General features: G+C 56.6%; 25 protein-coding genes and 1 tRNA gene. 11 read left to right on the forward strand and 15 right to left on the reverse strand.

What is annotated here, in order from left to right; translation table 11 throughout:
- The first annotated feature begins 97 nt into the window (after positions 1–97).
- Positions 98–901, forward strand: a complete 804-nt coding sequence (dkgB, locus tag M495_RS03770) for a 2,5-didehydrogluconate reductase DkgB (RefSeq protein WP_020825319.1) — start codon at positions 98–100, stop codon at positions 899–901.
- Positions 902–945: 44 nt separating this feature from the next.
- On the opposite strand, the gene yafC is transcribed toward dkgB, so the two are convergent.
- Positions 946–1,833, reverse strand: a complete 888-nt coding sequence (gene yafC, locus M495_RS03775) for a DNA-binding transcriptional regulator YafC (protein ID WP_020825320.1) — start codon at positions 1,831–1,833, stop codon at positions 946–948.
- 106 nt (positions 1,834–1,939) lie between these two features.
- Between yafC and M495_RS03780 the strand changes: the two genes are divergently transcribed.
- The gene (locus M495_RS03780) at positions 1,940–3,115 is read left to right on the forward strand and encodes an MFS transporter (protein WP_020825321.1); all 1,176 of its coding nucleotides are present in this window, start codon (positions 1,940–1,942) and stop codon (positions 3,113–3,115) included.
- A 243-nt stretch (positions 3,116–3,358) separates the two neighbouring features.
- On the forward strand, positions 3,359–4,153 hold the full coding sequence (locus M495_RS03785; protein WP_071844577.1) for an endonuclease/exonuclease/phosphatase family protein: 795 nt from the start codon (positions 3,359–3,361) through the stop codon (positions 4,151–4,153).
- Positions 4,154–4,215: 62 nt separating this feature from the next.
- On the opposite strand, the gene mltD is transcribed toward M495_RS03785, so the two are convergent.
- Together mltD and gloB are read right to left on the reverse strand one after the other, a co-directional pair.
- A complete protein-coding gene (gene mltD, locus M495_RS03790) occupies positions 4,216–5,601 on the reverse strand; it encodes a murein transglycosylase D (protein ID WP_170868526.1) in 1,386 nt (461 codons plus the stop codon).
- A 71-nt stretch (positions 5,602–5,672) separates the two neighbouring features.
- Complete coding sequence (gloB, locus tag M495_RS03795) at positions 5,673–6,428, reverse strand: hydroxyacylglutathione hydrolase (RefSeq protein WP_020825325.1); 756 nt, start codon at positions 6,426–6,428, stop codon at positions 5,673–5,675.
- Between the two features lie 44 nt (positions 6,429–6,472).
- Here gloB and M495_RS03800 point away from each other — a divergent pair, with 44 nt between their 5' ends.
- Positions 6,473–7,192 (forward strand): class I SAM-dependent methyltransferase, encoded by a 720-nt coding sequence (locus M495_RS03800; RefSeq protein WP_020825326.1) that lies wholly within the window; start codon positions 6,473–6,475, stop codon positions 7,190–7,192.
- Here M495_RS03800 and rnhA read toward each other — a convergent pair.
- The gene (gene rnhA / locus M495_RS03805; protein ID WP_020825327.1) at positions 7,189–7,656 is read right to left on the reverse strand and encodes a ribonuclease HI; all 468 of its coding nucleotides are present in this window, start codon (positions 7,654–7,656) and stop codon (positions 7,189–7,191) included. The two genes, M495_RS03800 and rnhA, sit on opposite strands and share 4 nt — an antisense overlap.
- A gap of 72 nt (positions 7,657–7,728) precedes the next feature.
- Here rnhA and dnaQ point away from each other — a divergent pair, with 72 nt between their 5' ends.
- Positions 7,729–8,469 (forward strand): DNA polymerase III subunit epsilon, encoded by a 741-nt coding sequence (gene dnaQ / locus M495_RS03810; RefSeq protein WP_020825328.1) that lies wholly within the window; start codon positions 7,729–7,731, stop codon positions 8,467–8,469.
- Between the two features lie 157 nt (positions 8,470–8,626).
- Positions 8,627–8,703: transfer RNA gene (locus M495_RS03815), tRNA-Asp, on the forward strand.
- 46 nt (positions 8,704–8,749) lie between these two features.
- Here the strand turns inward: M495_RS03815 and M495_RS03820 are convergent.
- A complete protein-coding gene (locus M495_RS03820; protein ID WP_020825329.1) occupies positions 8,750–10,210 on the reverse strand; it encodes an NCS1 family nucleobase:cation symporter-1 in 1,461 nt (486 codons plus the stop codon).
- 166 nt (positions 10,211–10,376) lie between these two features.
- Here M495_RS03820 and M495_RS03825 point away from each other — a divergent pair, with 166 nt between their 5' ends.
- From M495_RS03825 to puuE, 3 genes are read left to right on the forward strand one after another with little or no spacing between them, the layout of a single operon-like run.
- Entirely contained in the window at positions 10,377–11,126 is a 750-nt protein-coding gene (locus M495_RS03825; RefSeq protein WP_020825330.1) for a GntR family transcriptional regulator, read from the forward strand.
- A complete protein-coding gene (gene hpxA / locus M495_RS03830; RefSeq protein ID WP_020825331.1) occupies positions 11,123–11,866 on the forward strand; it encodes an allantoin racemase in 744 nt (247 codons plus the stop codon). Before M495_RS03825 ends, hpxA begins: the two co-directional genes overlap by 4 nt.
- A 19-nt stretch (positions 11,867–11,885) precedes the next feature.
- Positions 11,886–12,824, forward strand: coding sequence for an allantoinase PuuE (puuE, locus tag M495_RS03835; RefSeq protein ID WP_020825332.1), 939 nt, complete (start codon positions 11,886–11,888; stop codon positions 12,822–12,824).
- Positions 12,825–12,884: 60 nt separating this feature from the next.
- Here the strand turns inward: puuE and M495_RS03840 are convergent, their stop codons facing one another.
- The 5 genes from M495_RS03840 to M495_RS03860 are packed head-to-tail and all read right to left on the reverse strand — an operon-like array spanning position 12,885 to position 20,917.
- Positions 12,885–15,119, reverse strand: a complete 2,235-nt coding sequence (locus M495_RS03840) for a TonB-dependent siderophore receptor (RefSeq protein ID WP_020825333.1) — start codon at positions 15,117–15,119, stop codon at positions 12,885–12,887.
- A gap of 35 nt (positions 15,120–15,154) precedes the next feature.
- Complete coding sequence (locus M495_RS03845) at positions 15,155–16,483, reverse strand: lysine N(6)-hydroxylase/L-ornithine N(5)-oxygenase family protein (protein ID WP_020825334.1); 1,329 nt, start codon at positions 16,481–16,483, stop codon at positions 15,155–15,157.
- Positions 16,480–18,228 (reverse strand): IucA/IucC family protein, encoded by a 1,749-nt coding sequence (gene iucC, locus M495_RS03850; protein WP_020825335.1) that lies wholly within the window; start codon positions 18,226–18,228, stop codon positions 16,480–16,482. Before iucC ends, M495_RS03845 begins: the two co-directional genes overlap by 4 nt.
- Complete coding sequence (locus tag M495_RS03855; RefSeq protein ID WP_020825336.1) at positions 18,225–19,175, reverse strand: GNAT family N-acetyltransferase; 951 nt, start codon at positions 19,173–19,175, stop codon at positions 18,225–18,227. Before M495_RS03855 ends, iucC begins: the two co-directional genes overlap by 4 nt.
- Positions 19,172–20,917 carry an IucA/IucC family protein gene (locus M495_RS03860; RefSeq protein ID WP_020825337.1) on the reverse strand — a complete coding sequence of 582 codons (1,746 nt, stop codon included), beginning with the start codon at positions 20,915–20,917 and terminating at the stop codon, positions 19,172–19,174. Before M495_RS03860 ends, M495_RS03855 begins: the two co-directional genes overlap by 4 nt.
- Before the next feature lie 137 nt (positions 20,918–21,054).
- Here M495_RS03860 and M495_RS03865 point away from each other — a divergent pair, with 137 nt between their 5' ends.
- Entirely contained in the window at positions 21,055–22,278 is a 1,224-nt protein-coding gene (locus tag M495_RS03865; RefSeq protein ID WP_041414246.1) for an MFS transporter, read from the forward strand.
- A 5-nt stretch (positions 22,279–22,283) separates the two neighbouring features.
- Positions 22,284–23,168, forward strand: coding sequence for a siderophore-interacting protein (locus tag M495_RS03870; RefSeq protein WP_041414248.1), 885 nt, complete (start codon positions 22,284–22,286; stop codon positions 23,166–23,168).
- Positions 23,169–23,177: 9 nt separating this feature from the next.
- Here M495_RS03870 and M495_RS03875 read toward each other — a convergent pair whose 3' ends face one another.
- The 5 genes from M495_RS03875 to hpxX form a co-directional block, all read right to left on the reverse strand.
- Positions 23,178–23,471 (reverse strand): type II toxin-antitoxin system RelE/ParE family toxin, encoded by a 294-nt coding sequence (locus M495_RS03875; RefSeq protein ID WP_020825340.1) that lies wholly within the window; start codon positions 23,469–23,471, stop codon positions 23,178–23,180.
- Positions 23,459–23,737 (reverse strand): CopG family ribbon-helix-helix protein, encoded by a 279-nt coding sequence (locus M495_RS03880; protein ID WP_020825341.1) that lies wholly within the window; start codon positions 23,735–23,737, stop codon positions 23,459–23,461. The genes M495_RS03875 and M495_RS03880 overlap by 13 nt, the downstream gene beginning before the upstream one ends.
- 89 nt (positions 23,738–23,826) lie before the next feature.
- Entirely contained in the window at positions 23,827–24,210 is a 384-nt protein-coding gene (hpxZ, locus tag M495_RS03885) for an oxalurate catabolism protein HpxZ (RefSeq protein WP_041415223.1), read from the reverse strand.
- Between the two features lie 3 nt (positions 24,211–24,213).
- Positions 24,214–25,614, reverse strand: a complete 1,401-nt coding sequence (locus M495_RS03890) for an AtzE family amidohydrolase (protein ID WP_020825343.1) — start codon at positions 25,612–25,614, stop codon at positions 24,214–24,216.
- Positions 25,611–25,802, reverse strand: a complete 192-nt coding sequence (gene hpxX / locus M495_RS03895; RefSeq protein ID WP_020825344.1) for an oxalurate catabolism protein HpxX — start codon at positions 25,800–25,802, stop codon at positions 25,611–25,613. Before hpxX ends, M495_RS03890 begins: the two co-directional genes overlap by 4 nt.
- Positions 25,803–25,813: the final 11 nt, after the last annotated feature.

Below are 25,813 nucleotides of genomic sequence, written 5' to 3' on the forward strand. Positions count from 1 at the left end.
ATCAAAAGTCTTATGCACAATAGGGCGTTTTTGATCAACAAAACAGTTGCCATAATCCTCCCATATCGCTTCAACATCCTAATGAGAGAATAAAATTATGAGCATCCCTGCATTTGGTTTAGGCACCTTCCGTCTCCAGGATCAGGTGGTGATCGACTCGGTCACTACGGCACTCGAGCTGGGATACCGCGCGATCGATACGGCGCAAATCTATGAAAACGAAGCGGCGGTGGGGCAGGCGATTGCCGCCAGCGGCGTACCGCGTGAAGAGCTGTTTATCACCACCAAGATCTGGATCGCCAATTTGGCGAAAGGCAAGCTGATCCCGAGCCTGCAAGAGAGCCTGAGCAAGTTGCAAACCGGCTATGTTGATCTGACCCTGATTCACTGGCCTTCGCCGAACGACGAAGTTCCTGTTGCCGAGTTTATGGCCGAACTGGCGGAGGCGAAAAAATTAGGCCTGACGCGCCAAATTGGCGTTTCCAACTTCACTCTGGATCTGATGCAGCAAGCGATTGACGCCGTTGGGGCAGAGCAGATCGCCACAAACCAGATTGAGCTCTCGCCCTACCTGCAAAACCGCAAAGTGGTGGAGTTTGCCCAGCAGCACGGCATTGCCATCACTTCCTACATGACGCTGGCCTATGGTCAGGCGCTGAAGGATGAGACCATCAAGGCGATTGCGGCACGCCGCAATGCCACTCCGGCACAGGTTATTCTGGCCTGGGCGCTGCAGCTGGGTTACGCGGTGATCCCATCATCGACCAAACGTGAAAACCTGGCGAGCAACCTGTTGGCGCAGCAGTTGACGTTAAGCAGTGAGGAAATGGCAGAAATTGCCAAGCTGGAAAGCAATGGCCGTTTGGTCAGCCCGGAAGGCCTGGCACCGAACTGGGATTAATTTTCCGTACCTTTACATCAGAGGCGCCCAGACGGGCGCCTTTTTTATTGCCCCAGATGTTTGCTGAGAAAATCGATAAAGCTGCGCAGGCGGTTGCTGACGGCACTGTCGCTGTAATACACCGCATTGATTGGCATGGCGACCGGCAGCGTCTCCTCCACCAAGATCGGCACCAGATCGCCGCGCTCGATGTCTGCGCTAATCATAAAATCGGACAGACAGGCAATGCCATTGCCATGCAGGCACAGGTGACGCTGAGTTTCACCACTGTTGGTGGTCAGGCCTGGGGTGATTTCCAACTGCCGACCGTCGGCGCAGGCCAGTGGCCAGCGATTCAAACTGGGCAGATCGTTAAAACCGATGCAGCAGTGTTGCGCTAAGTCTTCCACCTTTTGTGGCATGCCGTATTGTGCCAAATAGGCAGGGGAGGCCAGCACGCGTCGATAGCTGGTCATCAGTTTGCGTGCCTTCAGGCTGGAGTCGGTCAACTCACCGACGCGGATGGCAATATCCACCTTACGCTCGATCAGGTTAATAAAGTTCTCTGACGACACCAGTGACAGCGACATTTCCGGGTACAGGGCCCTAAATTCCGCCACTAGCGGCGTTAATACGTGCAGCACGACTGGCGTGGCAGCATCGACGCGCAACAGCCCCTGTGGACGCTGACGGCTTTCCATCAGCGCATTCTCCGCCGCGGCCATATCACTCAGTACCTTCTGCACCTGGCGGAAATAGTTTTCCCCCTCCTGCGTCAGGCTGATCTGACGCGTCGTGCGGTTGAGCAGCGTGACTCCGAGCTTGGTTTCCAGCTTTTTGACGGTGCGGCTAACTACCGAATTGGCCTGATCCAGCCGTTCGGCCGCACGACTGAAACTGCCGCTTTCCACCACGGTCACGAAAGTAATCAACTCATCGGAATTCGCTTTCACTGTTGCTCCATTGGCAAAATTCATTTGATATTTTGAGCATTTTTATCATTTAAGCACAGGCCGATAATAGTCGCCATCAACCTGAACGCTATTTGGAGTAAAAAAGATGCCTCTCGCATTACTTGCATTGACCATCAGCGCCTTTGCTATCGGCACCACCGAGTTTGTGATCGTCGGGCTAATCCCGACTATCGCGGAACAACTGGGGGTGACAGTACCGTCCGCCGGGCTGCTGGTTACCATTTATGCTATCGGCGTGGCGATTGGTGCGCCGGTACTGACGGCTTTAACCGGCCGCGTACCGCGCAAGCTGCTGCTGATCAGCCTGATGGTGCTGTTTACCCTCGGCAACCTGCTGGCCTGGCAGTCGCCGAGCTACGAGTCGTTGGTTGTGGCCCGCTTGTTGACCGGCCTGGCCCACGGGGTATTCTTCTCCATCGGCTCTACTATCGCTACCAGCCTGGTTGCGAAAGAGAAAGCCGCCTCGGCGATCGCCATTATGTTCGGCGGCCTGACCGTGGCGTTGGTGACAGGGGTACCCTTGGGGACCTTTATCGGCCAGCATTTTGGCTGGCGTGAAACCTTCCTGGCGGTATCGCTTATTGGCGTGATTGCCACGGTGGCCAGCGTCATCCTGGTACCCAACAACATTAAAAATCAGGCCAGCGCCAGCATTGGCGAGCAGTTTAAAGTGCTGACTCATCCACGCCTGCTGCTGATTTACGCCATCACCGCGCTGGGTTACGGCGGCGTATTCACCACCTTCACCTTCCTGGCGCCAATGATGCAGGAACTGGCGGGGTTCTCCGCCCCCGCGGTCAGTTGGATCCTGCTGGCCTACGGCATTGCGGTAGCGATTGGCAACATTTGGGGCGGAAAATTGGCCGACCGCCATGGTGCCGTCCGTGCCCTCAGCTTTATCTTTGCCGCGCTGGCCGTTTTGCTGCTGGTGTTCCAGTTCACCGCCAGCCATAGCATCGCAGCGCTGATGACGGTGGTGGTGATGGGCGTATTCGCCTTCGGTAACGTACCGGGGCTGCAGGTTTACGTGGTGCAGAAAGCCGAACAGTACACGCCGAATGCGGTGGATGTCGCTTCCGGGCTGAACATCGCAGCTTTCAACGTGGGTATTGCTCTAGGGTCGGTCATCGGCGGTCAGACCGTATCCACGCTGGGCCTGGCGCAAACGCCGTGGATTGGTGCGCTGATCGTGCTGGTGGCTCTGCTGCTGGTGGGGGTTAGCGGGCGTCTGGATAAGAAGTATCGGCAGCAATTGGCTTGATAGCAGCACCTTCCCCTTATCTGGCCCGCAAAATGCGGGCCTTTTCGCATTTATCATCGATCACCGCTAACCTTTACACACATATACTGTCAGAAGATTGAAATCCCTGCACCACGCCCCTATAACTGGAAAGGATATACCCCGTAAAAGCCATGCCGTCAGGTGAGGGCAGGCGTATAATCGATTCAATGTTGGCGGGAATGTCACCGCCAGTTTCATCCTAATGGGAAATAGGCGAATAGCGTGCCGAAACGAACTTATGCAATGAGGTATGTTGCAGGTCAGCCAGTTGAGCGAATTTTCCCTGGCGCCATTAATCAACCGCTGCCGCCCGGGGCTGCATTGCCTACGTCCGGCGCGTTGCGAGTGATGGTGTGGAACATCTTTAAACAGCAACGGGCAGACTGGCTCTCGGTGTTGAAAAGCTATGGCAAGGATGCGCAACTGGTCCTGCTGCAGGAGGCGCAAACCACGCCTGAACTGGTGAGCTTTGCCACGTCAAACTATCTGGCTGCCGATCAGGTGCCGGCTTTTGTATTGCCGCAACACCCTTCGGGCGTGATGACTTTGGCGGCAGCGCATCCGGTGTATTGCTGCCCATTACGCGAACGCGAACCACTGCTGCGGCTGGCCAAATCGGCGTTAATCACCGTCTACCCGTTGTTTAACGGCCAGCTTTTGATGGTCGTAAATATTCATGCGGTGAACTTCAGCCTGGGCGTGGACGTCTACAGTAAGCAACTGGGGCCGATTGGTGAGCAGATTGCCAACCACCACGGGCCGGTGATCATGGCCGGGGATTTTAATGCCTGGAGCCGCAAACGAATCAATGCGCTGTATCAGTTCGCCAGCGATATGGCGCTGCGTGAGGTGAACTTCACGGACGATCATCGTCGTAAGGCGTTTGGTCGACCGCTGGACTTTGTGTTTTATCGCAATATGGGCGTGGCGGAGGCTTCGGTGCTGGTGACCAGCGCGTCAGACCATAATCCGCTGCTGGTGGAGTTTCATCCCGAGGCTGACAAACCGCACTGGTGATTATCGTCCGTATTCAGACAATAAAAAAGCACCCCGAAGGGTGCTTTTTTTGTGCCGAAAATTTAGGTATCCGGCGACGACTTATCACTGACAAACAGGGTCAATTTCAGACCCGGTTGCAGATTGTTAGCCTTGGCTAGCGTTGAGTTCCAACGCATCACGTCGTTAATATCGACGCCGTGACGACGTGCAATACTGGCCAGCGAATCACCTTTGCGAACCTGATAGGTGATACTGCTGTTACTGCCGGTGTTGCTGGCCACTTGCAGGGTTTGCCCAACTTTTAAGGTGCTCTTGGCACGTAAGTTGTTCCAACTCTGCAAATCGCTGGACTTAATATTCAACCGCTTGGCAATGCCCGATACCGTGTCGCCAGAGCGAACCTTATACGAGCTACCGCCTGTCAAACCGCTGTTCTTCGCCAACTGAGTGGTTGGCTGAGTCACTGCGATCTGGCCATCGGCCAACGAGTCTTTCAGCTGATCGGCATGACCTTTGGGAACCATAATGTAATGGGGCCCGTTGGGTGCCGTAACGCCTTTTTTGTAGCCTGGGTTATAAGCTTTCATCTTGGTGATTGAAAGCCCAGCCATCTCAGCCGCCTGAGTTAACTGTATTTGCTGCCCAACATCGATACGCGCCAGTGCACGGGTATTATCAGTCTTCGGAAGATTGATACCGTACTTCTTGCTGTTTTTAATGATGTCGCTCAGCGCCAGCATTTTCGGAACATAAATTGACGTTTCACGCGGAAGCGACAATGCCCAGAAATTGGTTGGCTTACCCTGGCGTTTATTCGCCTTAACCGCTTGCATGACACGGCCTTCACCACTGTTATAAGCGGCAACGGTCAGTAACCAGTCACCGTTAAACATGCGGTTCAAATACTGCATCATATCAAGCGCAGCCGTCGTCGAGGCGACGACATCGCGTCGCCCGTCATACCACTGGTTGTTTTTCAAACCATAATTGCGACCCGTTTGCGGCACGATTTGCCATAGCCCTGCGGCGTTGGCACTTGACGTGGCGTGTGGGTCAAAAGCGCTCTCCACTATGGGTAGCAGTACCAGTTCCATCGGCATATTGCGTTTCTTAATCTGCCCGACTATCCAGTACATGTACGGCTCTGCCCGTAATGTTACATCGTGGAGATAGCTCTTACTTTTTAGGTACTTTCTTTTTTGATCACGGATCCGGGAATTTTCCGGAACCTCCATCTTCAGCTCGTCGCTAATGAAGTTCCACAGGTTCTGTTGCGCGGCACCACTATTGTTATCTAGCCACCGCGCCGAGCTCGCTCGACCATTCGCTGTGTACTCTCCTGCTTCACTCTCTTGACCTGCCGAAGACAAACTCTGTGCATGCTGTTCTGGGGCCGGTGCGTCCTGCCTGGACGACTGGCACCCCACTAGCAAGACTGAGGCGAGAAATATCGCTTTAGCCTTCATGTGTGTGTCAATGTAGTTGCTTAAAAGACGAGCAATCATACTTTGCTTCGTCAAATAACACAACTAAAAGCTCAGAAGTTGTCTTTTCGCAGGCGTAATTCGGAAAAAACCGAATGAAGGTGCTGTGGTGGCGTGTGAAAGCCTAATTTTCTTTGTAAATCAGTGTCATGACAGCGTAAAAATAGGTTAATTTTACGCTCTAATTGTAGCTGAGTGGGGACGCTAGGCAGGCCTTTTGCCCGTAACGCTTCAACTTGTTGCTGATATGTTTCAATTCCTCGATCTTCCGGCAAAATAGCCCGCGCAAACTTAAGATTTGAAAGTGTATATTCATGCGCGCAACAAATTAAGGTGTTATCGGGAAGTTGCGCGAGTTGTTGAAATGAGGCGTACATTTGTTCTGCGGTCCCTTCAAACAGCCTGCCGCAGCCGGCAGAAAAAATAGTGTCTCCGCAGAAAAGATAAGGGGCGCTATAGAATGCAATATGGCCCAAGGTATGTCCGGGAACCGCGATTACGGCGAATTTTCGGCCATCGATCTCGAGGGTTTCTCCGTCATGAACGATGTGGTTGGCGCCTTTGTCGGCAGTTTCCTGTGGCCCATAGACCTTCAGCCCAGGATAGCGTGCCACAATTTGCGCTACGCCACCGACGTGATCGTGATGATGGTGGGTCAACAGAATCGCGTCAGGCGTCAAATTCAGGCGTTCCAGCGTATCAAGCACCGGCTGTGCCTCACCGGGATCGACAATGATGCCGTGCCCCTGCTGGTTATCTAACAACCAAATGTAATTGTCCTGGAAGGCGGGAATACTGATAAGATTCATCTTGGACCTCTCGTTGGCAACGGCTTGAAAGAAGATAATAAATCATGAAACCAGCCCATACTCTACAAAAGCTCGCCAGCCCACAGTCTTGGGCCGAGTTGCCGTGGGGGGAATACTATCGTGAGGCGCTAGAGCGGCAGTTGCAACCCTGGTGGCCGAAGCTGTTTGGTTTCCACCTGCTTAAAATCGGTAATCTCAGCGCCAGTCTGGCAACGGATAAATGCGCCATTTCCCACCAGGTCAACGTCAGCCTGGAAGGCGATAACCTGCAGGTGGTCGCAGATGCTTACCAATTGCCCTTCGCCGCCAAGTCGGTAGATGCCTGTTTGCTGGCACACACGCTATCCTATGCTGACGATCCGCACCGCATGCTGCGTGAAGTCGATCGCGTGTTGATCGACGACGGCTGGCTGGTGATCAGCAGCTTCAACCCGTTCAGTCTGTTGGGGTTGGGGAAACTGGTGCCAGGGTTACGTCGCCGCCAGCCTTACGTGAGCCGGATGTTTACTCAAATGCGCCTGCTGGACTGGCTGAGCCTGTTGAATTATGAGGTGTTGCATCAGTCGCGTTTTCACGTGCTGCCGTGGCAGCGTAAGGGCGGGAAGTTTTTGTGCACCCATTTACCGGCGCTGGGGTGTATGAGCGTGATTGTGGCGCGTAAGCGCACTTTGCCGTTGACGCCAACGCCGATGAAGTTCGGGGCGCGAAAGCCTTCTCTCAGCCGCGCCGTCGGCGCGACCAAGAGTTATCGCAAGCAGCCTTAGTTTTCCGGCTTGTAACCCACGTCTTCCTGCGTTGGATTGCCGGCCGCCTCGCGTGCCAGTACGTCGCAGCGTTCGTTTTCCGGATGGCCGGCGTGGCCCTTGACCCATTCCCATTTGACGGTGTGGCGCTGAATGGCCAGGTCCAGACGCTGCCAAAGATCGACATTCTTGACCGGCTTTTTGTCGGCGGTCTTCCAGCCACGCTTTTTCCAGTTATGGATCCAACTGGTAATGCCCTGGCGTACATATTGGCTGTCGGTGCTCAGGATCACTTCGCAAGGCGTGGTCAGCGCTTCCAATGCGACAATCGCCGCCATCATCTCCATGCGATTGTTGGTGGTCAGGCGGAAGCCCGCGCTAAAGGTTTTTTCCGTCTGCTTATAGCGCAGTATGGCGCCGTAACCACCGGGACCCGGGTTGCCAAGGCAGGAGCCGTCGGTGAAAATTTCTACCTGTTTAAGCATCTCTGGTAGACTCTTCCTATCAGTTTTATAAAAGCCAAGTCTGACATAAACGAACGCTGTGAGCACTGCAATATGATCACTACAACCACCAGACAGATTGTCCTCGATACCGAAACCACCGGTATGAACAAGCTCGGGGTGCATTACGAAGGCCATCGCATCATTGAAATTGGTGCGGTCGAGGTCATTAACCGTCGCCCGACCGGTCGCCACTACCACGTCTACATCAAGCCGGATCGGCTGGTGGATCCGGAGGCCTATGGGGTTCACGGCATCAGCGACGAGTTCCTGGCGGATAAACCGACGTTCGACCAAATTGCCGATGAGTTTATCGACTTTATTCGCGGCGGTGAGTTAGTTATCCATAACGCGGCGTTCGACATCGGCTTTATGGATCACGAATTCCGCATGCTGCAGCAGGGCATTCCGAAGACCGATACCTTCTGCACCATCACCGACAGCCTGTTAATGGCGCGTCGCCTGTTCCCGGGCAAGCGCAACAACCTCGACGCCCTGTGCAGTCGTTATGAGATAGACAACAGCAAGCGTACGCTGCACGGCGCATTGCTCGATGCCGAGATCCTGGCGGAAGTCTATCTGGCGATGACCGGTGGTCAGACGTCAATGGCCTTCCAGATGGAAGGGGATACGCAAAACAACAATTCGACGCAGGACATTCAGCGCATTGTGCGTCCGGCAACGGCAATGAAAGTAGTCTACGCCAGCGATGAAGAAGTGATGGCCCATGAGGCGCGTCTGGATTTGGTGGCGAAAAAGGGCGGCAGTTGCCTGTGGCGTACGGAAGCGGAATAACGGTATTTTTGCCGTAAATAAACCGGGCGTTATCACCTTTGGGTTCCGTTAGCTGAAAAACTGTGCAAACGGTTCATTTGGTAAGAAAAAGGCATTGACGACATAGTGGCTCAACCGTAATATGCGCCTCGTTCCTCTCGCAAGAGAAGAACGGCGCGGAGCGGTAGTTCAGTTGGTTAGAATACCTGCCTGTCACGCAGGGGGTCGCGGGTTCGAGCCCCGTCCGTTCCGCCAACATTTAGAAGCCCTGAGTTAGCAATAACTCAGGGCTTCGTTGTTTTTAATCTTTGCTCAATTGCGTTTTGGCGAAGGTCACCGCCTGATTGGCTGCCCACTCCCGGCGAGCAATGATGCGATAACAGCCCCCACCCAACGCTGCCCCGATAAACCAACTGAAGTTAGCCACCTGATGCAAACTCGGCGTGAAGCTGATCGCCAACCCGATAATCACTGAGGGTACCAGTGCCCAAATCGCATTCGGATTGAAGCCGTTTTTATACCAGTAACGGCCGCCTGGCGTGGCATTGTACAGGTCGTCGACGTGCAGTTCACCGCGTTTGATAATGTAGAAATCCACCAACAGAATGCCGAACAACGGGCCGATAAAGGCCGCTAATACGTCCAGCGTGTAGTGAATCAGCTCGGGTGACTGGAACAGGTTCCAGGGGGTCAACAGGAACGAGCCGACGGCGGCAATCATCCCGCCGGTACGGAAGCTGATCTTCTGCGGCGAACAGTTGGAAAAATCAAAGGCCGGCGAGACAAAGTTGGCCACGATATTGATACCGATGGTGGCGACGATCATCGTCAGCAACCCAAGGGCCACGGCGATATCGCTGTCGAGGCGGGTGACGGTTTCGATCGGATCGGTGATCAGTTGCCCGAACAATGGCAGGGTGCCGGAAACGATCACCACGGTGACCAACGAAAACAGCAGGTAGTTGAAGGGTAAACCCCAGCGATTGCCGCGCTGTACCTCAGCAAAACTTTTGCCGTAGCGGGTAAAGTCGCCGAAGTTAAGCAGCGGGCCGGAGAAGTAAGAGACCACCAGCGCGGTGGCGGTCAGCATCAGCCAGCCTTGCTCACCGGCACTCAGGTTTTTGCTCGCCAGAGTAAGGGAGAGATTAGAGAAACCTACGCGGTATACAATCCAGCCTGCCAGTGCGAACATCACCACGTAAACCGCCGGCCCGGCGATGTCGATAAAACGCTTAATCGCCTGCATACCATGCCAAAACACCATCGCTTGCAGCAGCCACATGGTGATGTAACAAACCCAGCCAAGCTGCGACAGCCCAAGAAAATGCGGCTGGGTCATCGGTTCCAGCGACGGGAAGAATTTCAGCAGTGTGAGCATCAGCGCGTTGGAGGCCAGATAGGTTTGGATGCCATACCAGGCGAAGGCGATCATGCCGCGGATCACCGCCGGGATATTGGCGCCGAACACGCCAAACGCCTGGCGGCTTAATACGGCGTAGGGCACGCCGCCTAGCTGGCTGGGCTTGGCCACCAGGTTAGCGCAAAACTGCACGATGCAAATCCCCACCAGCAGGCAAATCAGGACCTGCCAGCTCGACAGGCCGAGGGCGAAGAAGCTGGCGGCCACCACATAGCCGCCCATGCTGTGTACATCGGACATCCAGAAAGAAAAAATGTTGTACCAGCTCCAGTTCTGGTCGCGCGTTGGTGCCAGATCGTCGTTGCACAGCTTGGGACTGTAGTTTTCATTAGGGTTTGGCATAAATCGTGCTCCTCTCAAGAACGTCACCCGGATGTTGTTATCTGTTTTTTGGCAAAGGTTGCTGAGAGGGCTTTTGCAGGATCCAGGCCAGACTTTTCTTTTTTGTATACAAAATATCTTCATCTTGTATACTATTTGATTATTCAAGGGGACGGGGAGCAGAAAAATGGTCGGCACGACGATCGGTACCAACGCCGCGTGGCATGGGCAACAGGCCACTTATTTCATTGAAGATAAAGACGATCATATTTACAACTCGTTGGTGAAAGCCATTGTCGAACATCGGTTGCTGCCCGGCAGCAAATTGCCGGAAGAAGCCTTGGCCGAGACCTTCGGCGTAAGCCGAACCGGGATCCGTCGGGTGCTGCAGCGCCTTGCCGCAGTGCAATTGGTGACCCAACTGCCCAAACGTGGTGCACAGGTCGCTACGCCCGGGCAGGACGAGGCAACCCAGGTATTCCAGACGCGCAAGATGCTGGAATGCACCAACCTGCCGCAGGTGCTTGCCCACTGCGACGAAAATCATCTGCTGGCGATGGAAGAGATCGTGGCGCAGGAACAGCAGGCGCACCGCGATCAGGACGGCGCTGCGGCGATCCGCCTGTCTGCCGCGTTTCACGTTCAACTGCAGGCTATCGCCGGTAATCAGGTGCTGACCGAAATGGTGTCGCAGCTCACTTTGCGATCGTCGCTGGCGATTGCCGTTTATGGTTCACCCTGGCAGCAGGGATGTCGCTGCCACGATCACAGCGATTTGCTGGCGTTGTTGAGGGGGAAAGACAGCGCGGCCCTGGCAGATCATATGGTCCGCCATTTTGACGATATTGTGGCTAATTTACGGTTTAACCACGACGCGAATGAAACGCCGGATTTCGCCCATATTTTTGCCGACGCCGATCCGCGGGAGACGCTATGACAACTCGCTGCATTATTCAGGTCATCAATCCGAACACCAGCCAGGCAATGACCGAAACCATCGCCGCTGCGGCGCGTGCGGTGGCTGCGCCGGGCACCGAAATCCTGGCGGTCTACCCGCAGGAAGGGGCGCCATCGATAGAGGGACATTTTGACGAAGCCATTGCTGCGATTGGCGTTTTGCAGCAGGTGAAAGCCGGCCGAGAAGCCGGCGTGAGCGGTCATGTCATTGCTTGCTTTGGCGATCCGGGTTTGCTGGCCGCGCGTGAGCTGGCCGACAAGCCGGTGGTCGGCATCGCCGAGGCGGCAATGCACATGGCAACGCTGGTGGCGACGCGTTTTTCCATTGTTACCACGCTGCCGCGCACGTTGGTCATTGCAAGGCATTTACTGCATCAATACGGTTTTGAGCGGCACTGTGCGGCGCTGCATGCGATTGATCTGCCGGTGTTGGCGCTGGAGGACGGCAGCGGTCGGGCTCAGCAAAAAGTGCGTGAGCAGTGCATCCGGGCTAAGCAACAGGATGGCAGCGGGGCGATTGTGCTTGGTTGCGGCGGCATGGCCGATTTGGCGCGCGAACTGACGCTGGAATTGGGGATCCCGGTAATCGACGGCGTCAGCGCCGCGGTAAAAATGATCGAATCGCTAAGCGCGCTCGGTCTGAGCACCAGCAAGCACGGCGATCTGGATTTTCCGCGGGCAAAACCTTTGTCCGGCATGTTCAGTCATTTTAACGGGTGATCGGTAAGGGGAAACAACGATGAGTGATTTCGCGTTCAATAAAGATTATCCCCGTGATTTGATCGGCTACGCCGGTCGTCCGCCGCATGCTCGTTGGCCTGGTCAGGCGCGCATCGCGGTGCAGTTTGTCCTCAATTATGAGGAAGGGGCTGAAAACAACGTGCTGCATGGCGACGCCGGCTCCGAACAGTTTCTTTCCGATATCATCGGCGCGGCCAGCTATCCAGAACGGCATATGTCGATGGATTCCCTTTACGAATATGGTTCACGCGCCGGGTTCTGGCGCATCCACGATGAGTTTCAGCGTCGCGGCCTGCCCTTGACGGTGTTTGGCGTGGCGATGGCGCTGGCGCGTAACCCGCAGGTGGTCGAAGCGATTAAAAACGCCGGTTACGATGTGGTCAGCCACGGCTGGCGCTGGATCCACTATCAGCAGATGGATGAAGTGACCGAACGGCAGCACATGCAGCAGGCGATGACGGTATTGCGGGATCTGTTCGGCCAGGCACCGCTCGGTTGGTATACCGGGCGGGACAGTCCCAATACCCGTCGTTTGGTGGTAGAGCACGGTGGCTTGCAATACGACAGCGACTATTACGGAGACGATTTACCGTTCTGGACCGAGGTGCAGTGCGCCAATGGTGAAACAAAGCCGCACCTGATCGTACCCTATACCCTCGAGGCCAACGATATGCGCTTTGCCTCGCCACAGGGGTTTAACACCGGCGAGCAGTTCTTTACCTATCTGAAAGACAGCTTCGACGTGCTGTATGCCGAAGGCGAGGAGTCGCCGAAGATGCTGTCGATCGGCATGCACTGCCGTTTATTGGGCCGTCCGGGCAAGTTTCGCGCGCTGCAGCGATTCCTGGACTATATCGAGCAATACGATCGGGTTTGGGTATGTCGACGCCAGGATATTGCTGACCACTGGCTGGCACAGCATCCTTTTAAGAAGTAAAAAAGGGCCGATGTGGCCCTTTTCGTTATGTTTGAGCGCAGGATTGCGCTCGGGCATGGATCAGAACAGTACGGAGTAGTTCAGACCAAAGGTACGGCCGCGGCCTTTATAGCTGTAAAGCTCGGGCGAGCCGTAGGTCGGGCTATAGAGAATGGGTGCGCGCTGGCCCCAAACGGTGGTGTATTCCTTATCCAGCAGGTTTTCTACGCTGAAGCTGAGTTTACCCACCGGCAACGCGTAGCTGCCGAGGAAATCGATGGTGTTGTAGCCATCAATTTTACGTCCCTGGGTAGAGCCTGCCTTGGTGTAATCGCCGTCATCCGATACGTCGAAAGTCTGCTGTGACTGCAGGCGCAGGTTCCAGTCGCCCGGCGCCCAGCCGACATAGGCAGTCACTTTGGATGGGCTGGCGGTATCCACTACCAGCTTTTTCCATTCGCCGTTGACCTTGGTCTCGGAGCGGATGAAGTTAAAGTTGGTGCCCGCACTCCAGTCGCTGTCTTCGAAGAAGTAATCGACCGCGCCTTCCATCCCGTAAATACGGCGTTTGTCCGAGTTGACGTTAATGGTCATGTCGGTTTTGTTGATCGAAATACTCTTATCGGACAGGGAGTAGTAGCCGGCAATCTGCGTGCGCAGGTTATCGCCGGTGTAACGCCAGCCAAGTTCGTAGGAGTTAACCTTAATGCCTTCCAGCTTGGAGTCGCCAACGTTGACGCTTTTGTTCAACTGGTAGTGGCCGTTGTTCAGCGCATAGGTACCGTTGCCGTAATATTTGCCCGGATCCGGGATCTCGTAACCCTGCGAGAAGTTGATCCAGGTCTGCTGGCGTTCGGTCAGGTGTGCCAACAGGCCGGCGTTGAACAGGGCGTTGTTGTAGTCCGTTTTCCCGCCCGGGATAGCATCAGCCGAGGTGGCGGCGCCGGTAGCGATAGCCTGCTGCTGGTTGTAGCCGACGAAGTCATCAATCTTGTTTTCGGTGTACTGGTAGCGCACGCCGCCGCTCAGGGTAAAGATAGGGTTGATGTCGTAGCTGGCCTGCAGGAAGGAGGCCAGGTTGGTGGTGCTGTAGCCCGGGTAGCGGCCGGTGTTATAGGCGTTTTGCAGGTCCATACCGCCAGACTGCTGCGCTTTCGCCAGATCGAAGAACTGCTGGTTGGAGTTGAACGTCTCATGCTCGGCGTCGATGCCGTAGGTTAACGTCAGGGCCTCGATCGGCTTACTGTTCAGCGTCAGCTTGCCGCCGTAAAAGTCGGTCTTTTGCTGGGAAGCGCCGATGCTGCTGACGTAATAATCCGGGGCTTTGCCTGCCAGCGTCGGGAACGGATAGAAGGTCAGCGACTCATCGCGATAGTAGACCTGCGCTACCAGATCCTGGCCGAGGAAATCGGTGTTGGAGTACTGCAGGTTGATCAGGTGGCGTTCGGTGCCTGGAATACGATCCGAATTGAGATTACCGCTGTTGTACGCCTTGGCGCTGCCGGTCACCGCGGCGAAATTTTCCCCCAGGAACAGGCCGTGGTCGCCATCGGACTGGCTTTTGTAATACTGAGTGGTCAACTGCAACTGCTGGTGGTCATCGATATTGATGGTGCCGGTGCCCATCACGTCGAGGCGATCGGAATATTGCAGGCCGGTCTGAGTATTATCAATCAGGACTTCGTTGCCCTTGCCGTCATACCAGCCACCGTAGCGCTGATAGGAGACCGACAACCGGCCCGAGGCGTTGTCGTTGCCGCCGCTGACCGCTGCCGCTACGTTCTCGTCGTGGTCGGTGTGGCCGCCAAAGCCGGTTTTACCGCCGATCTGCAGTTCAACCTGCTGCTCTTTCTGGCCTTTTTTGGTAACGATGTTGATCAAGCCACCGGTGCTGCCGCCGCCGTACAGCGAGGTAGCACCGGAGATCACTTCAATGTGATCGATATTAAAGGGATCGATCGAATCCAACTGGCGACTGTCGCTGCGCGATGAGTTCAAACGTACGCCGTCGATCATCACCATCATTGAGCGGCCGCGCAGGTTCATGCCGTAGTTGGTACGCCCCTGACCGCTGACGTCCATGCCCGGGATCAACTGCGCCAGCATGTCCTTGATCTCTTTGCCGCCCTGAACTTGCTGCTCAATTTCCTGGCTCTCAATCACCCAGGTGGTCTGCGCCATTTCTGCCACTGTACGGTGCGTACGGCTGGCGGAAACCACCATTTGCTCTTCGCTTTTTTGTTCTTCTGCCCAGGCCGTAGGGGCGAGCATCGCCAGCAGGCAAGGGTTTAATACCCAGAGGTGTTTGCGTTTCATCGTTATTTTCCAGAGTGTCCCATATTGGTGTGTAGTTAAAACTCGGTGTAATTGAGCATGACGTGCTCGGCGCGGGACGGAATACCCGGCTGCCGACTACGCCATTGGATCACAGCCGGGGTGGACGTTAAATCGAACTGGTCGCGTCCTAAAGCCCGGTTGAGAATGCGTGCCGAACGCCAGGCCATCAGGCTGAGTTGGGGTTCGGCGATGCCGTGGCTGTGCATGCCGGCATTAACGGCAAACAGGCAGTTTTCCTTGGGGCCTTCCCACTCCAGGCTGAAGTCGGGGGCTACGCGGAACTGGTCATCGGCGGTGGTTAGCAGGCGATTGGCCAGCGGTTCGAGGAACGCCGGACGATCCTGCTGATAGCCGGTGGCGAAAATCACCACGTCGGTGTCGAAGGTTTCTTTACCCTGATCAAGATGGTGATGGGTAACCAACTGCCAGCCATCGCCTGCGGCCTGGATTGCCGCCAGCGAGCGGCTTGGCAGCAGGTGCGCCCAGGGCTTTTCGCGCAACACTTCAAACTGGTGATACATCGCGCGGTAAATAGCCAGCAGCGAATCGCTGGTGATGCCGTCAGAGGTCATCTTCTGCTCGGTCAGCATGCGCTGCTTGGCACCGTCGTTCAGGCCATAGAAGCTGTCAACGTAGTCCGGCGTGAAGTACTCGTTGGCGAAGGCGGCTTCATCCAGCGCGTTATAGTTATTGCGGCGCGAGATCCAATTCAGTTGCGCAGGCTGCCCCCATTCGGCGCGGAAGATGTTCAGGAACAGGTCTGCACCGCTCTGGCCGCCACCGACGATGGTGACGCGTTTTCCGGCCAGGTTCGGGTTGCGCATCGTCATTTCGCTGGCATGGAAGCAGCGATCGTTTTGCTCGGTAACGCAGTCCGGCAGTTTGATGCGTTTGCCTATGCCCAGGCAGACGTGGCGCGCCCGGTAAGTCGCACGCTGGGTAGTGACGACGAATTGGCGCTGCTGGTCGTCAAAATCGACGCTCTGAATATCCTGACTGAACTCCAGCGACTTCAGCCCGTTGGCGGCCCAGTCGAGGTAGTCGGCGAACTCTTCGCGCGACACCGTACGCAGCTCGGTGGTCAGGAATCGATAAAACTTCTTCCTTTTCACCAGGTAGTTAAGAAAGCTGTAGGGATTGGTTGGCGATACCGCGCTGACCAGATCTTTCAGGAAGCTGGTCTGCATATGGCAATCCGGCACCATCATGCCGGGATGCCAGGAAAAGTGCGGCTTGCGTTCGAGGAATTTACTGTTAAAACCGGCAACTTCACTGCCGAGTGCGGCAATGCTGAGGTTGAACGGGCCGATACCAATGCCGATGAAATCCAGGGGCTGATTCATTGGGCAAACTCCTTGGTGACCAAGTAAAGAGGGTTATCCAGATCCTGCAGATAGTTTGGCAACATGCGGCTGCCGCCATCCTGCTCTGAGTAGGTGAGTTTTACCGGGTTGAGCACCACGCGAATAATTTGTGGTTTGAAAAGATCAAACAACGCAAAGCGTTCCGCCATGTCCGGATGCTGTGCCATATAGCCTTTCAGCACCTGAGCCAGCAGTTGATAGAAGCGGGTTTCACTGACCCCACAGGCCTTCATCAGCGGCGAGATAAAGCGCAGCACGGTGACGAAATGCCCGGTTTGCAAATCATGGATCAAATAGTCGGCGGACAGGCGCACGGTGACGTCTCTCACCACTTTCGGCAGTGATGTCGCTTCGGGGAAGTCCTGATCCACCAGACGCATATCGCCCTGGAAGTCTTTCAACAGCACGCGCTGCGGCACATGATCTTTCATCACCAGCGTGATGTTTTGCCCATGGGCGATCAGCGCTACGCCGTAGCGGCACATCAGGTGGTACATCGGCACCACCACCACCCTGAACATCTGCTGCAGCCAGGCTTCAGCGCTCAGGCCGGAACGGGCGATATAGGCGGCAATCAGCGGCTGGCCGTGGTTGTCGGTTTCCATCAGCGTCGCCATCAAGATGGCCTGTTCGCCTTCCTGCAGGTAGCAAGAGGGGTTTTCACGCCAGATCACCCCCAGCATTTCCTGGTAGCGATAAGGCGCTTTGGCCAAAGAGGCGTAGGTCGGGTGGGTCATATAGCCTGCCGCCGGCTCGCCGAGGATCTCGGCACCGCTGGCGCTCAGCGTATCGTCCTCGGTAAAAATCTGCTGCAGCCAACGGGAAGCGGCCGGCCCGGCGCTGATGTACTTGCCCGGAATGCCTCGATAGCACGAGGTGTTGTAAATGGTCAGCGGTAGCTTGATGTCGAAAGCGGAACGGCGGCTGATGTTGGTCAGCGTGCGCAACGATTGCTGCGCCAGATAGCTGTCGCCGAATTCACCCAGTTCCACCAGATCCCCTTCGGCCAACTGCGGCAGGAAGTGCAAAGCGATCTTTTGCTGCCACTGCCACGGGTGCAGCGGGACCGGGATCCAGTCATGGGTCAGCTTCAGTTCGCGCCAGCGGCGATCGAAGCGTTGGCGTTCGGCACTGTCCATCGCGCTGTTAAGCAGGTTATCCAGTGAATATTCTTCGTCGGCGCACCAGACAAAGCTGCCGCGTTTAGCCGCCACCCAGTGCAGTTGGAACTGCCCCTGGTATTCGGGCGCGTACTGATGCAGCGCGGTCAGGCCCCAGCCACGACGGCCTTTATTGAAGATAAACTTGGGATGTCCGGCCAACAGGCACTGCAGCGCGTCAGCGTCGAGGGCAATCAAATCCTGTGCGCTCATGCCGTGACGGGCGGACAGCAACTGCATATCGCCGCGCAGCGTGGCGTACAAATCCTCCAGATGTTCGGCAACCTGCGCATCGTCCATTTTCAACACCTGAGCCAGTTGGCGCAGCGTTTGGTCGGCGGCTAACGGCGATTGATCACAGGTCAGCGTTGCCGGATCGATGTGCAGCCAACCCCAAATGCCGCGTTCGGCGCTGAAGCTATACTGAGCGTCGCCCAGCAGAATGCGCCATTGCTCGCCGTGTTGTTCGGCCTGCAGCGTGCGTTCATACTCCAGCTCTGCGAGGATCTTGGCGATCATCTGACGGTTTACGCGCTGCCAGTCGGCGTAATCTACGGTGTTCATACTGAAGCCCCCCGGAAGAATTCATCACGCTGATTCATGATCAAACGCGAGCGCTTATGCGGGAAATCGAACTCTTTGACTGTGTGGTAGCCGGCTGTCGGCAGGTGACGGAACAGTCGCTGGTTATCCGCGCGCGGTTCGGCGACCACGCGCGTGGTGCGCGGTTCATCCAGATACAGATAATGCGTCAGGCCGCGTAGCCAACTGCGGATGTATTGCGCGCCGCGGCAGTCTTCTTCACCGACCAGCATGTGCAGCCCGCGGTCGAACGGCTGCCAACGGTAGTGGCGACCGATGCGATCTTCCGGAGCCCAATAGACTTCGAAATAGCCGAACGGGCGATCGTCAAAGCACCCCAGCAACGGATAGCAGTAGCTGGAGTCCAACTGACGCTGCAGGTAGGCGGCCTGGGTTTCGAGCGGGCCACTCATTTCCCAGAAGGCATCCACGCGCGGTGAATTCATCCAGCGGGTGAACTGCTCGGCGTCGTGTGCCACTTCCGGCAGGCGGAAGCTCAGGGTTCGCTTGAGCTGCGGATCGTAACGGCGATACACCTCGCCGCTGGGGCGTGCGGGGCGCTGTGGGAACCACAGGCTACGCTCGGCGTCATACTGCATTTTCCCGGACGCGGAGTGGCGTTCGGCACCGAGCCACAGCGGTAACTGATAAAAGGTTTCGCGCGCCAGATAATCACTGCTGGCTAACGCGAACAGCGCCTGTGCCTGCGGTTCTTCGCACCATTGCGCATAGGGCAAGGTGACACCGCTGAGCTGCGGTGCCGCCATCAGCAACTGGTCCAGCGCCTGCACCAGCCAGTTCTGCGGCAGTGGCCCCGGATAGTGCAACACCGCGCTACCGTCCAGGCCCAGACTGAGTTGCAGCGCCTTTCCCAGCTGCTCGCAGCAAAAACCGTTGCCGGCATGCGTCAGTTTGGCTTGCGGCATCATTGAGCGGCTCCCTGGCGCAGCGGGTTGACGAAGTCGAAATAAATCACCGCCGGATCGACGATGGTGTTTTCGTTGTGGTCATGCAGATAACAGAAGAAGTTGCCTTTGCAGTTCCAGTGGCTGCTGTCGAGGACGTAGTCCAGACACAGGGTGTTTTTGGCGTTGGCACGCAGACCACTCAGCGCATCGCGCACCCGGGCCATCAGCTGTTCTTCAGTGTCGAAACTGGCCGCGGCTAACGCCGCAGTGACCGCCAGGCTGGAGTTCACCAGCAGGTAGTAAGGGAAGTAACGCAGTAACTGCTGTTCGCTGAAGCGATTTTCCGCCTCGGCCTCGCCAATTTCTTCTAACCACGGCCCGGCATCGCGGGTAAAGCCGCTGCCCTGACAGTCGCGATACAGCATGCCGATCGGCAGATCCTGCTGCATTTCCACCAGAATATTTTGTTGGTGGGCCAGCAGCACCAGCCCGTAATCGGCTTCGGTGCTGAACAGCGGCAGTAAGACGTGTTGGCAGTAAGCATCCAGCCAGGTATGAGCGGCCTGTTGCACCGGCAGATTCAGTCTGGCGGCTAAACGCCGCACCGCCGCTGCCAGCAGGCTGTCACCGCCGTCCGGTGCGGCCTGGGTCAGGGTCACCAGCACATTGGTCTGGCTTTCCGGCTGCTCAAACAGCAGGTTATCGCGCAGTGCCATCAGGCTTTCTTCCTGAATCGTCCCGTCCGCAGCGCGCAGCCCGGCCCAGCCGTCTTCCTGCATCACGCGGAAGGTGGGATAACGTGCCTGCAGTTGCTGCCAACGTGGCGTTTGCGCCAAACGAGCCAAACGGATGCCGCGCTTCACTTCTTTTACCGACAGGGTACGCACCGAGTTGGTCAGGCGCACGCTGAGGGAGAATTTAATCATGTCGCGATTGCTGGCGCTGTACAGCGAGCGGGAAGAGCTGGTTGGCAGCCAGCGCTCGCCGGCTTCGCCCAGATCGCTGAGCAATCCCTGGGTCACCAGTTCCTGGCACCAGGTCTGCGTCAGCAAATGGTCGGCCTGCCACGGATGCATCGGCAACAGCCAGACGTCATCGGTAAAATGCGCCAGCAGTTGCGGCGCGCTTTCGGCGGCAAAACGCTGCAGGCGCTGCTGCAACGTCAGGTTCAGGCTGTCGCCGCACAGGTGGTTTTTATCGACGGCAAACCAGCGCAGCGGGAAACGGGCACCAAAATCTGGCAGGTAACGGCGCGCCTGCTGTTCGTCGAAAGGTTCATGGGATTTAGGCGCCGGGTGGAAGGCGTGGCCTACCAACAGCCCCTGTTCCGCCTGAGCGAAGTTGAGCGGCTTGTCGCGCAGCGTCGGCCAGTCCAGGCGAACCGCGATCGCCTGTTGGGTATTGTCATGACTCTCCAGTACGCGCTGGCGGAAACGGGTAACGACCTCATCCGGCAGTTCCCCCTTCAACGACGGTTTTTCCAGCAACAGGGTCACCAGTTGCTCCACGCTCAGCGCAACACCAGCGCCGTCGTCTTGCTGATGCAAGCGGGCAGGGAACAGATACTGGTGATGTTGGGTGGGGGAGGTGTGACGTAAAGTGATGCGGATAGCCTGAGAAGGCGAAAGTGGAATATGAAGCTGCGGATACTGTTGGTTGTTGGCCGCCGGAACGATTTGCCAGTCCCGGGTTTCACGCATCAACGCGTTGAGAAAACATTGCGCAGCCACGTCGGTCGTCGCGGTTTCAAACTGGATTGTCATGATCCCATTTCACTATTGAATCAATTGAGAATGATTCTTATATCAATAATATTTATTGTTATCAATCGTCGTATGATACAATTTTTCAATGAATTGAACATAACCTTATAATTTTATTAACGGTAAATTTACGTTTGATGCATATTTCATCTCCCCCTAAATCACCGCCAATAACGAATACGTCTCCTTCCAACTGGCCGCTGGCGTTGTGCGCCGGGCTGCTGGGTATCGGGCAAAACGGCCTGCTGGTGGCGTTGCCGGTGCTGGTCAGCATGACCCAGCTGTCGCTTTCAGTCTGGGCCGGGCTATTGACGCTCGGCTCGATGCTGTTTTTGGTGGGGTCACCCTGGTGGGGCAGGCAGTCTGAAATTCGCGGCTGCAAGTTCGTAGTAACCATGGCGTTAGCAGGGTATTTGTTCAGTTTTGCTTTACTGGCACTGGCGGTTTGGGGGTTGGCGGCTGGCTGGCTTTCATCGACGCTGGGGCTGGGCGGCCTGATTGCGGCACGCATTATCTACGGGCTGACGGTATCCGGCATGGTGCCGGCCAGCCAGACCTGGGCGCTCCAGCGTGCCGGCTATGAACAGCGTATGTCGGCGCTGGCGACCATCAGTTCCGGGCTGAGCTGCGGGCGACTGTTGGGGCCGCTGTGCGCCGCGCTGGCGTTGTCGATTCATCCGATGGCGCCGCTGTGGTTGATGGCGCTTGCGCCATTGATCGCCCTATTGGTAGTGTGCCGCCAGCATAACGATCCACCGCTGCCGCCGGTTGCCCATCAGCAAAACCGACTTCGCCTCAATATGGTGCCTTACCTGCTGTGCGCACTGTTGCTGGCCGCGTCGGTCAGCTTGATGCAATTGGGATTGGCACCGCATTTGACCGGTTTATTCAGTCATTCCGCCACCACCGTCAGTCATCACGTTGCGGTGTTGCTGAGCGTGGCGGCGGCCTGTACGCTGTTGGCTCAGTTTCTGGTGGTGCGCCCGCAGCGTTTTAGCGCGTCGCAGCTGCTGCTGATTGCCGCCGTGCTGATGATAGTGGGACTGGGCCTGATGTGCGCTCAGCCTTTGGCGCTATTCTATGTTGGTTGCGCACTGGCCTCTTTTGGCGCTGCCATGGCGACGCCGGGCTATCAACTGATGTTGAACGAGAAATTGTCTACCGGCAAAGGGTCGGGGGCCATTGCTACCAGCCATACGCTGGGTTACGGCCTGAGCGCATTGATGGTGCCGGTGGTGGCCAAATTTTATGGTGAGTCGCAGCTGATTGCGGCGGCTTTGACGATGGCGGTTCTGCTGGGGGGCATCAGCGGCTGGCTGTGGCGCCAGCACCGCATCAGTGCAAATTCTGCGGGAGAGTAACAAGTATGTCCGGCGCATCAAGCTACAGAATTTTTGATATCACACTGAAAATAAAAGAAAACGTATCACCTTCCTTGCTGCGTTGCGTTTTCGAGGGGCCGGATGTCCATCGCATGAAGCTGGAGGCGCCGGATCAGCGCATCAAACTGTTGTTTCCGGCCGAAGAGGGGCAGATCCTGCGTTTGGAAAACAGCGACGACTGGTATCGCGACTATATGGCGATACCGAAAGATCAACGCCCGGTGATGCGCACCTATACGCTGCGGGCGCTGCGTGCCGAACAGAATCAAATGGACGTCGAGTTTGTGCTGCATGGCGTGAACGGCCCGGCCTCGGCGTGGGCGACCCATGCCAAACCGGGGGATGTTATTCAAACCGTAGCCCCCAATGCCGATTTTGACGGTGACAGCGGCGGTTACGAATGGGTTCCCCCGAGCGAGCTGCAGCAGGCGCTGTTAATCGCCGACGAGACGGCGGTACCGGCGGCGGTAGGCATTCTGGAACAGCTGGCGCAGCGGGCCAATCCGCCGCGGGTACAGGCTTTCTTCGAGGTTCCTGTGGCGGGCGACTGCCTGAACATGGATCGCTTCCCGTTCGCCGAGGTCTATTGGCTGCCGCGTGACGTCGGGCATCAGCAGATGCACGGTACGCTGCTGGTGGAGTCGGTGCGCCAACGGGTAAATATTCCCGAATCGGCGCGGACGCAAGCGCAGTCGCTGGCGGAAAACAGTTTGGGCGGCGATCTGCTGTGGGAACGAGCCGAAGGGGCTAAAAGCTTCTACGCCTGGGTTGCGGCAGAGTCTTCCGCGGTGAAGGCGCTACGCCGTTATCTGATTGGCGAACGCGATCTCGATCGTTCCACCGTTAATTTTATGGCGTACTGGTGTTGAGGGACCCGGTCAGTAACCGGCTTCACTTTGATGGCGCACTGCCAGCAGTACAGCGGTGCTGCCATCAAAATGATACAGGGCAATAATATAGCCGCTGTTGCCGAAATTGTTCGGCCATTCCCTAAATTCAATTTCCATATCTTCAATGGGCCGACCGGCCTGAGGATGATGGGCCAGGATATTGATGCTGCTACGAATGGATGCCACGGTCTTTTGCGCAGCCTGGCGATCTTTGGCTGCCAGAAATTGGTACAGTCGCTGAATATCGAGCAGTGCGGCAGGCGTCCATATCAGTTGTGGCACTCCGGTATCTCCGTATCATCACCTTTTTCCAGATTAGCGAGCCAATGGTCAGCCTCGTCTTGGGTCAGATGTTTACCATTGGTCTGATACGTTTCCCTGGCTTGCAGTGCGTCTTTGCGCAGCGCTTCGCGCTTTTCTTCTCGCTCGACGTATTCACGGATAGCCTCGCGCACAATCCAGTGCGCACTTCGCTGACGCGTGGCCGCGATTTGTTGCACCCGTTGCTTGAGCTCATCATCAATTTTTATCGATGTAGCCGTAGTCATAAGTAGCCTCAGTTAGCTAAAGGTAATACCTCTGACGACTATAAGGCTCAACATGCCAGACTATCCATTTTTTGTGCGCCGGGTTTGCCTTAAGCCATCAAGCTCACGTGCGCGGCGACGATGCGCCAACCGCAGGGCAACTTGACCCAGGTTTGCATCTGGCGGCCAACGCTTTCGCTGCCGGGGCGGCGGAATTCGGTACTGGCGACGGCCATATCGTCACCGTAGGTGGTGATAACGGTGTTCTCCAATAGGCGATCCAACCCTTTGGAAGGACGTTGTTGGCGGAAGTCACGGATCTGATCGATGCCGTACAAATTCTCCGTCGCGCCGTAACGGACGGTACGACCATCGTGCCAAAACAACTCATCCAGCACCTCAATATCATTGCCGATCAGCGCCTGTTCGTAACGATAAAAGGCGGCGTTCACCTCTGCCAGCACCGCCGGACGATCGATATACTCACTTTTCATCATTTAGTCCTGTTTTCCCGGTAAAACACATCTTGCCACGCCACGTTGTTCCAGCGCATAGGCGGCACGCAGTGCCAGATCCTCTCGCCAGGGGGGGGCAATCAGCTGCAGGCCTATCGGCAGGCCAGAGTCTGTTTTCAGCGGCACTGTCACTACCGGCAGGCCGAGGAAAGAGACCGGCTGCGTCAGCATGCCCATACTGGCGCGGATCGGCAGATCCGTGCCGTTGATATGCATGGTTTCCTGGCCGATCGGCGTGGCGCTGCAGGGCGTCGCCGGGGCGATGAGGATGTCCCAGCGTTCGAACAGCGGCAGCACCTGTTGCTGAAAATGGGTACGAAAGCGCTGCGCCTGCACATACCAGGCGGAGGGCAGCATGGCACCGGCCAGCAGGCGTTCACGCGACAGCGGCTCAAAGCGGTTTGGCTGGCTGCGCAACAGCGGCAGATACTGATTGCCCCCCTCGGCGGCGCTGATGATGAACGCTGCCGACCGGGCCAATTCGGCCTGCGGAAATTCAACTTCAGCCACGGCCTCCAGTGCCTGCGCAGCCTGTCTTACAGCGGTTTTAGCATCATCGTTGCACCATTGCTGAAAATATCCGCCCAGCACCGCGCAGCGCAGGCCTTGTTGGCCACGGGGCAACAGCGATTCGGTTTGCGTGACCGGTTTATCCGCCTGAAAACGGTCTTCAATATCCGTGCCCTGCATCACGTCATACACCGTTGCCAGATCTCGCACCCGGCGGGCAAAGGGGCCGAGATGATCCAGACTGGCGACGAATGGCTGACTACCGCTGCGCGACAGACGGCCAAAGGTTGGCTTCAGCCCAAAGATGCCGCACAGCGACGCGGGTACGCGTATTGACCCATTGGTGTCGCTGCCGAGGGAAAATGTCACCAGCCCGGCGGCGACCGCCGCTGCCGAACCGCCTGAGGAGCCACCGGCAATACGCGTGGTGTCGTGCGGGTTACGCGTCGCGCCGTAGTGGCTGTTTTCGGTGGTAAAACCGTACGCATAGGCGTCCATATTCAGCATGCCGGACAGCAAGGCACCTTGGCCGGCCAGTTTGCCGATCGCCCAGGCGTCCTGTTTGGCCGGCGGGTTATCGCTGAACAGACTGGCCCCCGCCAGGGTGGTTTCGCCGGTGACGTCGAACAGGTTTTTTACCGCGTAAGGGATCGCCGCCAGGCTCGGCAATGGGAGACCTTTGGCACGTGCGCGATCGAGGTGATCGGCTTCGCTCAACATGCGTTCGCGCGTGATGTGGGTATAGGCGTTCAGCGCCGGATCCCGTGCGTCAATATTCTCTAACGTCTGTTGGGCAATCTCACGTGCAGAAATCGCACCTTGCTTCAGGGCCGCGCGGATCTCGGCGATCGATAGGGCACTTAACGAATTCATGCGCGATACACTCCTGCGATCTCCAGGCGTGGATCGAGCGGAAAGGCCATCAAGGGTTCCGCCAGTGCAGCAATGCGATTGAACTGGGTCAGCAGTTCCTGATGGCGCGCGTCATCCATTTCCAGCGCCAGTATCGCTTCCATTTGGCTGATATAGGCCGCCCAGTCGACGGCAGGTTGGTTTTTCATTTTACTTCTCC

Source organism: Serratia liquefaciens ATCC 27592 (assembly GCF_000422085.1).
In the GTDB taxonomy this organism is placed as follows: domain Bacteria; phylum Pseudomonadota; class Gammaproteobacteria; order Enterobacterales; family Enterobacteriaceae; genus Serratia; species Serratia liquefaciens.